The following is a 9,901-nucleotide window of genomic DNA, read 5'->3' as shown; positions in this document are numbered from 1 at the left end:
ACCTGTGGACCGCCGCCGTCGCCCACCGCCCCCCCCCCCCACCCCCCGTCCCCCCCCCCCCCCCCCCCCCCCCCCCCCCCCCCCCCCCCCCCCCCCCCCCCCCCCCCCCCCCCCCCCCCCCACACCCCAAAACCACCCCCGCCCCGCCCCCCCCCCCCCCCCCCCCCCCCCCCCCCCGCTACTTGATCACCCCCACCCCGAACCCGCACGTCCCACCCCGTCCCCCCGCACGGAGCGAGTCTTACGAGCGACCGTTCGCGGCCGGCTCGCGTTTCGGCGGTCGAAGCGCATGCGCGAAGCGCGAGTCTCGACCGCCGAAACGCGAGCCATCAGGGCCGCGAACACGCGACGCCGAAGGCGGCGCCAATATCTCAGTGCGAGTGCCCGTGGTGGTCGTCGCCCTCGTCCTCAACCGGCTTCTCAACGATCGCGCTCTCGGTGGTAAGCACCATCCGAGCCACCGAAACCGCGTTCAAGACGGCAGACCGAGTCACCTTCACCGGATCCACCACACCATCGGTCACCAGATCCCCATAGGTAAGAGTGGCCGCATTGAACCCCTCCTTACCCTCGGAAACCTTGCTGACCACCACAGCACCGTCGATCCCGGCATTGCTGGCAATCCAGTACAACGGCGCCCGCAACGCCTGCCGCACCACATCCACACCGATCGCCTGATCACCACTCAGCGAATCGCGCAGTTCGGCCAGCTTCGCCGCCGCCTGCACCAGCGCGGTGCCGCCGCCGGGCACGATGCCCTCCTCGATCGCGGCCTTGGCCGCGTTCACGGCGTCCTCGACGCGGTACTTGCGCTCCTTGAGCGCGGTCTCGGTGGCCGCACCGACACGGATCACCGCGACGCCGCCCGACAGCTTGGCCAGCCGCTCCTCGAGCTTCTCGCGGTCCCAGTCGGAATCGGTGGCCTCGATCTCGGCGCGCAGCTGGGCCACGCGCGCATCGATGGCGTCCTGGGTGCCGGCACCGTCGACGATGGTGGTCTCGTCCTTGCTGACCACCACGCGCCGCGCCTGGCCGAGCAGGTCCAGGCCCGCCTCGCGCAGGTTGATGCCCAGATCCGGGTTGATCACGGTGCCGCCGGTGACGACGGCCAGGTCGTCCAGGAACGCCTTGCGACGGTCACCGAAGAACGGCGCCTTGACCGCGACGACCTTGAGCGTCTTGCGAATGGCGTTGACGACCAGGGTGGACAGCGCCTCGCCCTCGACGTCCTCGGCGATGATGACGACCGGCTTGCCGGATTCGGCGATCTTCTCCAGCAGCGGCAGGAAGTCGGGCAGCGAGGAGATCTTCTCCCGGTGCAGCAGGATCTGCGCGTCCTCGAACACGGCCTCCTGCTTGTCGTGGTCGGTGACGAAGTAGCCCGACAGGTAGCCCTTGTCGAACTGCACGCCCTCGGTGACCACGAGTTCGGTGCTCACGGTGGAGGATTCCTCCACGGTGACCACGCCGTCCTTGCCGACGGTGGTCAGGGCCTTGCCGACCATCTCGCCGATCTCCTCGTCGCGCGAGGAGACGGTGGCGACCTGCGCGATGGCCTGCTCGCCGGAGACCGGCTTCGCGGCGGCCAGCAGCGCCTCGGAGACCGCGTCGGCGGCCTTGCTCATGCCCGCGCCGAGCCCGATCGGGTTGGCGCCGGCGGCGATGTTCTTCAGGCCGCCGCGGATCAGCGCCTGCGCCAGCACGGTGGCCGTGGTGGTGCCGTCGCCGGCCACGTCGTTGGTCTTGGTCGCGACGCTCTTGACCAGCTGCGCGCCCAGGTTCTCGAAGGGGTCCTCGAGGTCGATGTCACGGGCGATGGTGACGCCGTCGTTGGTGACCGTCGGGCCGCCGAACGCCTTGGCCAGCACCACATGCCGACCACGGGGGCCCAGCGTGACCTTCACGGCGTCGGCGAGCTTGTCGACGCCGCGCTCCATAGCCCGACGAGCCTTCTCGTCGAACTCGATCTGCTTTGCCATGGTGAAATCAGTCCTTGCTGATGGAAGGGGACGAACGACAACTGCCCCGGCCCCACGTGTGCGGGCACCGGGGCAGCGTCGTTACCGGGTCACTTGTCGACGACGGCCAGCAGGTCGCGCGCCGAGAGGATCAAGTACTCCTCGTTGTTGTACTTGATCTCGGTGCCGCCGTACTTCGAGTAGATGACGACGTCGCCTTCCTTGACGTCCAGCGGAATGCGCTTCTCGCCGTCCTCGTCCCACCGGCCGGGGCCGACGGCGACGACGGTGCCCTCCTGGGGCTTCTCCTTCGCCGTGTCGGGGATGACCAGGCCGGAGGCGGTCGTCGTCTCGGCCTCGTTGGCCTGGACGAGGATCTTGTCCTCGAGCGGCTTGATGTTCACGCTCGCCACGTTGAGCCCTCCACTTTCAGGGGATTCGTCGCGTCCGGGGCGGTTCCCCGGGCGCACGGTTATGGTCACGGTGTTGACCCTGTGCATAGCCCCGTCGTCGCGGGTGCCGGGACCCCTGCTCAGTAGTCAAGCGGCACCTGAGCAACATCCGCAGTGCCACCTAGCACTCTATACATGCGAGTGCCAGCGCTCAAGAGCGGGCGGTGCTATTCGCACCCGGCATGAGCCAATTTCCAGATCAACTCCCAACACGCCGTAGGACGTGGCAATCCATCGTCGAAATCTGTAACGTTCCAATAACGGATTGTGACACTATGGACGACGGCTCCGTGATGTTGCGTCCGCCGCGCGCTCGCGCTGGTTGACGTCCTGTCATGCGAACCGCCGAGCACGACAACACAACTGCTTCACCCCACCCCGCCCCCGCGCGAACCATCGCGCACGCCTGAGACGAGAGCTAGACCGCAAGTGATCGGTGGCTGGTCCCGACACCCGAACGGACGAGGGCCCGGCTGGATCCGCCGCTCGGGCCGTCCGCCATCCATGCGGACGCCCGCGCTGCCCGTTCGAGATGGTCGGCGACACCGTGACCATCCGCTCGAAGGGAGGTGAACATGCGAACATCCCTCGGCATCTCCGCCGGGAACGAAGTGGTGTGCTCGGCGCTGGTCGCCACCGCCCCCAACGGCGCCCAGAGTTTCGACTATCGAGTCGTGTCTGCGGACGCCGCACATTCGGACCTCGGTGATCTGGTGGCGTCGTCGATCGAACTGATGACCACCCAGATGCCTGCCCGCGACGTGGTGCACCCCGTGGGCGCGCACACCGCCGGCCTCCCGGCGCTGCATCCCGAGGCCGCCGCCGGACCACCGGGCGCGATCGCCGTCGCCTACCGCGATCGGGAACAGGCCGTCGCCATCCGGTCGGCCATCGGCCGTCAGCGCCGCGACGTGCAGCTCATCCCCGAGAGCACCGCCGCCCTCACCTATCTGCGCCACACCGGCCTGCTCGACAGGTACGAGACGGTCGCGATCATCGATCTGGGCGCCTCCGGCATGACCGTCACCGTCGCCGATCTGGCCGACGACACCACGCTGCGCTCCGAGCGCACCGCCGCCATCAGCGGCGCCGCGGTCGACGAGCTCATCTACCACCACCTGCTGGATTGCCACTTCGCCCGCCGTGGCACCCGCCCCAACCGCAGCATGCTGATCAACCGCAGCCGCGCGGCCAAGGAGCATCTGTCCATCGCCCCGGCGGTGACCATCGACCATGTCGCCGGTCAACCGCTGAAACTGACGCGCGCCGATTTCGAGGAGCTGATCGCCGGTCTGGTCCGCGAGGCCGCGGTGTACGCGTCCGGGGTGTTCGCCCGTTCGCCGAAGCCGCCCGCGGCGATCGCCGTGATCGGCGGCGGCGCCAACATCCCCACCGTCGTCACCGGCCTGAACGAATTGATCGACGTCCCGGTGCTCACCGTCCCGGAGCCGGAGGCCGCTACCGCGAAAGGCGCCGCGCTGGTGGCGGATTCGGCGCAACCGTCGACGTTCCCGGTGATCAGCCTCGGCAGCGACGCGTCGGCCGGTACCTTCACCAAGCTGGTCGGCACCCTCGCCGGTGCGGTCGTCGTGGTGGGCCTGGTCGTCGGCTACGGCGTCAAGGAACTGGTCCCGTCCGCCGATCGCCACGATGTCAGTCCGGTCGGCACCAGCAATACCGCGCAGCTGACCCCGGCGCCGACATCGCCGCCCACGCCGACGGGCTCGTCGACCGCACCGGCGGGCCAGTCCCAGCCCGGCCGGGAACCGGCCGCCACCAGTGTGCCCGTGCCGCCGCCCGCCTCCACCGGCACACAGCCGACCACCACCACGGTGAATCGCACCCCGGTCACCACCGCGCCGCCACTGCGGCCGGACCCGAACCTGCCGCAGATCCCGCTCCCCGACCTGCCGCGATTACTCGGCCCGTTACTGGGCACCACCACCCCGTCCCCGGGCCCGACGGTGTCTCCTGAGGGATCGACAACCGCGACCCCGACCACCGCTCCCAATCGGGCACCGGCTCTGCCGAGATCGAACTCCGGTTCCGCCGGGGCCGCCGCGGTCCAGCCGACCGACTGATCCAGAGAGGTTGCCGCAGCAATCTTTTCGGGTTCAGCGCAGCTGGCTGGTGGAGACGGGAAGGCCGGGGTCGGTGGCCACGGTGAGGGGGGATGGTTTGGCGCCGCCCGCGATGACGTGAGCGCCCAGTGTCGCGATCATGACGCCGTTGTCGGTGCACAGGCGGGGTTTGGGTACGCGCAGGGTGAGACCGGCAGCGGCGCAACGTTCCTCGGCCATGGACCGGATGCGTGAGTTCGCGGTGGCGCCGCCGCCGAGTACCAGCGTGTCGACGCCGACGTCCCGGGCGGCGCGGATTGCCTTGGCGGTGAGCACATCCGCGACCGATTCCTGGAACGAGGCCGCGATATCGGCGATGGGCAGTTCGGCACCGGTCCGCTGGGCGGCCTCGACGTAGCGGGCGACGGCGGTCTTCAATCCGGAGAAGGAGAAGTCGTAGCGCGGATCGCGGGGACCGGTCATGCCGCGCGGGAACATGATGGCGGTCGGATCACCCTGCGCCGCAGCCGCATCCAGCGCCGGGCCGCCCGGGAAGCCGAGCCCGAGCAGCCGCGCCACCTTGTCGAACGCCTCCCCCGCGGCATCGTCGACGGTGCTGCCGAGCTCGACGATCGGCTCGGCGAGATCGGTCACCTGCAGCAGATGGGTGTGCCCGCCGGATACCAGCAGCGCCACGCACGGCGGCATCGGGCCGTGCTCGAGGGTGTCCACGGCGACGTGGCCGCCGAGGTGGTTCAGCGCGTACAGCGGGATATCCCACGCCGCCGCATAGGCTTTCGCCGCGGCCACCCCGACCAGCAGCGCACCGGCCAGACCGGGACCGATGGTGACCGCCAGCGCGTCGGGTCTGGTGACGCCCGCGGCGGACAGCGCCCGCCGCATCGCGGGGACGATCGCCTCGAGATGTGCCCGGGAGGCGATCTCCGGCACCACGCCGCCGAAGCGGGCGTGCTGGTCGACGCTGGAGGCCACCTCGTCGGCCAGCAGCTCGCAGCTGCCCTTCCCCTCCTCGGTCGCGCTGGGATGCCAGCGGACGATGCCGACTCCGGTTTCGTCACACGAGCTTTCGATGCCCATGACGATCATGACAGGACCTCTGAGTTGTGCACGGAATCCGGTTGCGGGAAGCCCGTCATCGCCGGGCGGCGCATGGTGAACGCGTCGGCGCCGCTGGGCTGGTAGTAGTTCTTGCGCAGGCCGATGATGTGGAAGCCGTGCTTCTCGTAGAGCGCGATCGCGGGCGCGTTGTCGGTGCGGACCTCGAGAAAGACCGGGCCGCCGCGTCTTCCGGCCTCCACGAGTAGCGCCCGCAACAGCACGGTGCCGATTCCGGCGCGGTGCACCCCCGGATCGACGCCGATGGTGTGCACCTCCGCCTCCGGATGTTCCAGGGTGCCCAGCAGCGCGATGCCCGCGTAGCCGACCATGCGGCCGCTCTCGTCGCGGGCCACCAGGTAGCGGTTGTGCGCGCCGGCCAGCTCCGACTGGAAGGCCACCTCGGGCCACGGATCGTCCTCGGGGAACAGCAGCGTCTCGAGTTCCGCGCAACGCGCGATGTCGGCCGGGCCCATCGGTTCGACGGTGACGGCCGGTCGATCCGCCGTGGTCATGACGCCGCCTGATAGCTGCGTTCGACGGCGTCGGGGCGGCGCAGATACAGCGGCACCAGCGGTTCGGCGGTCGCGCGGGCCAGTATCTCGGTGGCGGCGCAGCGCACCAGCCCGGCCGGTGACGGCGTCTCCACCGGCAGCACCGGCAGGTCGAAGAAGTCGACGTGCGAGGCGGATCCGGCGATCACGGTCGAATCGCGCGTGTCGAGATCGGCCGGCTTGGTCACGCCCGGACCGGCGACCCGGCTTATGGCACGCGCATCGGATCCGATGGCGGCAGGCCCGGCCAACTCGGCTGCCGGGCGGATGCGATAGCGCGCCCAGTAGACCTCACGGCGACGGGCGTCGGTGACCACCAGCAGCTCGGAGTCGGCGTCGGTGATCTCCTGCCACGCCTCGGCGGCGATCGCGTCCAGGCTGCACACGCCGTACACCGGCAGGCCGAGGGCGTCGCCGAACGCGGCGGCGGTCGCCATCCCGACCCGCAATCCGGTGAACGGGCCCGGGCCGATGCCGACGACGACCGCCTCGAGGTCGGTGCGCGAACGACCCGCCGCATCCAGGCATTCGAGGATCTGCGGCGTCAGCACCTCGTTGTGGGCGCGCGCGTCCACGGTCACGCGGGTGGCGAGGGTGTGGATCCGCGGCGCTGCCTCCTGATCGGCGGGCTGCCGATCCTGCTCCGAGGCGGCCCGCTCCAGCTCCACCAGTCCTGCTGTAACGGCAGGTGTCGCGGTGTCGACAGCGAGTACAAGCATGATTGGGCCAACGATACCGGTTGGTCACCTTCACAACGGCACCCGTGGCCCGCGTCGCCGAGACCGGCGCGAGGCGGCGGGCCCGGCGGGTTCAGAACGGGCTCACCCATTCCCATGTGGCCGTGCGGATATCGGATTCGGGTTCGCGGCGCAGGAGGACTCGGAGGTGGCGGTCGGAGAGGTGTTCGACCACGCCGAGGCCCCATTCGACCACCACCACGGCGTCGTCCAGGTCGGTGTCGAGGTCGAGGGCGTCCAGTTCGTCCAGGTCGCCGCCGAGGCGGTACGCGTCGACGTGCACGAGGGCGATCGCGTCCGGGCGGGGTCCTGCCCGGTGCTGGCGGGCGATGATGAAAGTCGGTGAGCTGACCCGGCCCTCGACACCGAGCCCGGCCGCGATGCCGCGGGTGAGCGCGGTCTTGCCGGCGCCCAGCGGGCCGTCCAGGACCACCAGATCACCGGCGCGCAGGCCGGACGCCAGCTCGCGGCCCAAGGCCTCGGTGTCCTCGACGGTCGGCAGAATCCGTTGGTCAGCCACGGGCGGCCTCGCGACCGGCGCGACGGTTGCCGAGCAGCCCGCTGCGCCGCAGCAGGCGATCCAGCGCGGCGTTGACCAGGTCCGGGTACTGCAGGTGCACCATGTGGGCGGCATCGGTGACGCGAATCAGGTCGGCGTCGGGCAGCCGCGCGGCCAGCGCCCGCGAGTTGCGGAACGGGATCACCCGATCATGCACGCCGCCGAGGACCAGCGCGGGGCGCGGGGCCAGGGTCGGCAGCGCGGCCGATTCGTCGTGCAGCTCCAGCGCTTTCAGGAATTTCACGATCGTGTCGACGGGGGTGCGGTCGATCATCGAGGTGGTGAACCGGGACAGGGTCGGGCTCACGTCGCCGTGGAACGAACTCACGTGCAGGATCGGCGTGATCACACCGCGCGCGGTGACGCGACCCGCCTGCACCAGGGCCGGCGCGGCGCGGGCCGCCACCCGGAACCCGTCGATCGCGGGCGTGCGCAGCAGCTGCGCGACGCCGGTGGAGGTGACCTCGGCGGCCGTCGTCGACAGCAGCGCCACCGCCCGCACCCGCCGCTGAAACAACCGCGGGAACTGTGCCGCCGCCGCCAGAATCGCCATGCCGCCCATGGAATGCCCGACCAGCAGCAGCGGTCCCTTCGGCGCGCGCTGCTCGAGCACCGCGGCCAGGTCGCGCCCCAATTGCGGCACGATGCAGCTGGGGTCGTCCGGCGCGCCGGAGCGGCCGTGCCCGCGCAGATCGAAGAACACCAGCCGGACCGCGGCGCCCCAGAGCTTTTCGAGGTCGCGGCGCTGAAAGTGGAACGACTCCATGCTGTTGCAGAAGCCGTGCACGAAAACGACTGTGGCCGGGGCCTTCTCGGGACCGCACTCGCGCACGGCCAGTTCCACGCCGTCCTCGGTGCGCACCGTGGCGGCGCGATCGCGCTCCAGCAGCGTGAAGTCCTCGTCGCGCAGTTCGTCGCGGTGGGCGGGCCAGCGCACCGAGGATCCCATGCGGCGCAGCGCGTGTGCCCCCGCCAGAGCGCCCATCGCTCCCGCGGTCGCCACGCCGCCGCGCCACGCCGTCACCCGAAAACCGTGCGGCCGTTCGGGTTTCATAAGCCACCCCCTTGTTGCGCGATATCGCCCACATAGCGTCGCACGACCCTGCCCCGGGGGGAACAGACGATCTCGTAATGAATGGTGCCGAGCAGGTCGGCCCAGTGTTGCGGATGGGGCTGCCCCGGGCCGAACAGCACGGCCGTATCGCCCTCACGGACGTTGGCGGTGTTGTCGCCGAGGTCGACCACCAGCTGGTCCATGCACACCCGTCCGACATTGGGGTAGTGCCATTCGCCGATGCGGACCGCGATGCGCCCGCCCAGCGGCCGGAACACGCCGTCGGCATAACCCGCCGGAACCAGCGCGACCGTCGTGGCCCGCGGCGCGACCCATTCGTGACCGTAGGAGACGCCCTCCCCCTCGGCGACCTGCTTGACGAGCGCCACCCGGGCCTGGAACGTCATGGCCGGTCGCAGCCCGAAGTCGGAGATCTCCGGAACCGGCGACAGCCCATAGGCGGCGATACCAGGCCGCACCATGTCGAACGCCAGGTCGGGCCGCGTCAGCGTGGCCGCCGAATTGGCCAGATGCACCAGTTCGGGCTCGAGCCCATACTCCTTCGCCACGGCAATAGCGTCCAGAAAACGATCCCGCTGCATGTCGATCGCCGGATGCTGCGGTTCGTCGGCCCGAGCGAGATGGGAGAACAACGCCCGAAAACGGACCACCCCCTCCTCGACAAGCCGCCGCAGCAGCCCGAGCACCTGCGGATACTCGACACTGGACACCCCGTTGCGGTTCAACCCCGTGTCGACCTTCAGAGTCACGGTCGCCGTAATACCCGTAGCGCGCGCGGCCCGCTCCACCGCACGCAGATGCGCCACCGAAGACACCCCGATCTCGATATCAGCGGCAACGGCCGCGGCGTAATCGGCATCGGAAGTATTGAGCCAACTCAAAATCGGCGCACCAATACCCGCAGCACGCAGCCGCAACCCCTCAGCGACGGTAGTAACACCAAGTTCGGCAGCCCCCGCCGCCAACGCCGCCCGCGCCACCGCCACAGCCCCATGGTTATACCCATCGGCCTTGACCACAACCATCACGGCAGCACCCCCCGCATGCCCCGCCAGCACCCGCACGTTATGCGAGATGGCGCCCAAATCAACGACAGTCTCCACCTGCGGCTCAGCACTACTCACAGCCACCGATCCTGCCACTACCCCTCACCCGAGCAGCACAGGCTTCCCACCAGAAATCCCCCTTGCTTAGAGCCCACTCCAACTAACTAGCGTTGTACTCGCAAACAACAACCACCAGCTGACAGCTACCACCCACCCCCGCGCCCCCTCCACCGAAACCTCCCAGTCCACACACCCCCTCGCCCAAACCCTCCCCACCCCACGCAACCCCGTCCGCCGAAACCTCCCCACTCCACACAACCCTCTCCGCCGAAAGCTCCCCACCC

Annotated in this window: 9 protein-coding genes; 1 reads left to right on the top strand and 8 read right to left on the bottom strand. The window is 69.9% G+C overall.

Features of this window, described 5'->3' with window-relative positions:
• Nucleotides 1-371 precede the first annotated feature (371 nt).
• A complete protein-coding gene (gene groL / locus QH470_RS16730; protein WP_280273292.1) occupies nucleotides 372-1,979 on the bottom strand; it encodes a chaperonin GroEL in 1,608 nt (535 codons plus the stop codon).
• Nucleotides 1,980-2,068: 89 nt separating this feature from the next.
• On the bottom strand, nucleotides 2,069-2,371 hold the full coding sequence (gene groES, locus QH470_RS16725; protein WP_187685248.1) for a co-chaperone GroES: 303 nt from the start codon (nucleotides 2,369-2,371) through the stop codon (nucleotides 2,069-2,071).
• A gap of 614 nt (nucleotides 2,372-2,985) precedes the next feature.
• Between groES and QH470_RS16720 the strand changes: the two genes are divergently transcribed.
• Nucleotides 2,986-4,491, top strand: a complete 1,506-nt coding sequence (locus tag QH470_RS16720) for a DUF7159 family protein (RefSeq protein ID WP_280273291.1) — start codon at nucleotides 2,986-2,988, stop codon at nucleotides 4,489-4,491.
• Between the two features lie 33 nt (nucleotides 4,492-4,524).
• On the opposite strand, the gene tsaD is transcribed toward QH470_RS16720, so the two are convergent.
• The 6 genes from tsaD to alr form a co-directional block, all read right to left on the bottom strand.
• Nucleotides 4,525-5,577 (bottom strand): tRNA (adenosine(37)-N6)-threonylcarbamoyltransferase complex transferase subunit TsaD, encoded by a 1,053-nt coding sequence (gene tsaD, locus QH470_RS16715; RefSeq protein WP_280273290.1) that lies wholly within the window; start codon nucleotides 5,575-5,577, stop codon nucleotides 4,525-4,527.
• The gene (rimI, locus tag QH470_RS16710; protein WP_280273289.1) at nucleotides 5,574-6,101 is read right to left on the bottom strand and encodes a ribosomal protein S18-alanine N-acetyltransferase; all 528 of its coding nucleotides are present in this window, start codon (nucleotides 6,099-6,101) and stop codon (nucleotides 5,574-5,576) included. Before rimI ends, tsaD begins: the two co-directional genes overlap by 4 nt.
• Nucleotides 6,098-6,859 (bottom strand): tRNA (adenosine(37)-N6)-threonylcarbamoyltransferase complex dimerization subunit type 1 TsaB, encoded by a 762-nt coding sequence (tsaB, locus tag QH470_RS16705; protein WP_280273288.1) that lies wholly within the window; start codon nucleotides 6,857-6,859, stop codon nucleotides 6,098-6,100. Before tsaB ends, rimI begins: the two co-directional genes overlap by 4 nt.
• Nucleotides 6,860-6,950: 91 nt before the next feature.
• Nucleotides 6,951-7,397 (bottom strand): tRNA (adenosine(37)-N6)-threonylcarbamoyltransferase complex ATPase subunit type 1 TsaE, encoded by a 447-nt coding sequence (gene tsaE, locus QH470_RS16700; RefSeq protein WP_280273287.1) that lies wholly within the window; start codon nucleotides 7,395-7,397, stop codon nucleotides 6,951-6,953.
• Nucleotides 7,390-8,490, bottom strand: a complete 1,101-nt coding sequence (locus QH470_RS16695; RefSeq protein WP_280273286.1) for an alpha/beta fold hydrolase — start codon at nucleotides 8,488-8,490, stop codon at nucleotides 7,390-7,392. Before QH470_RS16695 ends, tsaE begins: the two co-directional genes overlap by 8 nt.
• Nucleotides 8,487-9,635 carry an alanine racemase gene (gene alr / locus QH470_RS16690; protein WP_280273285.1) on the bottom strand — a complete coding sequence of 383 codons (1,149 nt, stop codon included), beginning with the start codon at nucleotides 9,633-9,635 and terminating at the stop codon, nucleotides 8,487-8,489. The genes QH470_RS16695 and alr overlap by 4 nt, the downstream gene beginning before the upstream one ends.
• Between the last annotated feature and the right edge of the window lie 266 nt (nucleotides 9,636-9,901).

The sequence above is a fragment of the Nocardia wallacei genome, from assembly GCF_029868745.1.
Classification (GTDB): domain Bacteria; phylum Actinomycetota; class Actinomycetes; order Mycobacteriales; family Mycobacteriaceae; genus Nocardia; species Nocardia wallacei_B.
The sequence above is the reverse complement of the archived record's forward strand: the minus strand, read 5'-3'. Positions and strand labels throughout refer to the sequence as shown.

Excerpts from the sequence above, each read along its gene's own strand:
- rimI (WP_280273289.1), bottom strand. The coding sequence starts at position 6,101 with ATGACCACGGCGGATCGACCGGCCGTCACCGTCGAACCGATGGGCCCG.
- groL (WP_280273292.1), bottom strand. The coding sequence starts at position 1,979 with ATGGCAAAGCAGATCGAGTTCGACGAGAAGGCTCGTCGGGCTATGGAG.
- QH470_RS16720 (WP_280273291.1), top strand. The coding sequence starts at position 2,986 with ATGCGAACATCCCTCGGCATCTCCGCCGGGAACGAAGTGGTGTGCTCG.
- QH470_RS16695 (WP_280273286.1), bottom strand. The coding sequence starts at position 8,490 with ATGAAACCCGAACGGCCGCACGGTTTTCGGGTGACGGCGTGGCGCGGC.
- tsaD (WP_280273290.1), bottom strand. The coding sequence starts at position 5,577 with ATGATCGTCATGGGCATCGAAAGCTCGTGTGACGAAACCGGAGTCGGC.
- tsaB (WP_280273288.1), bottom strand. The coding sequence starts at position 6,859 with ATGCTTGTACTCGCTGTCGACACCGCGACACCTGCCGTTACAGCAGGA.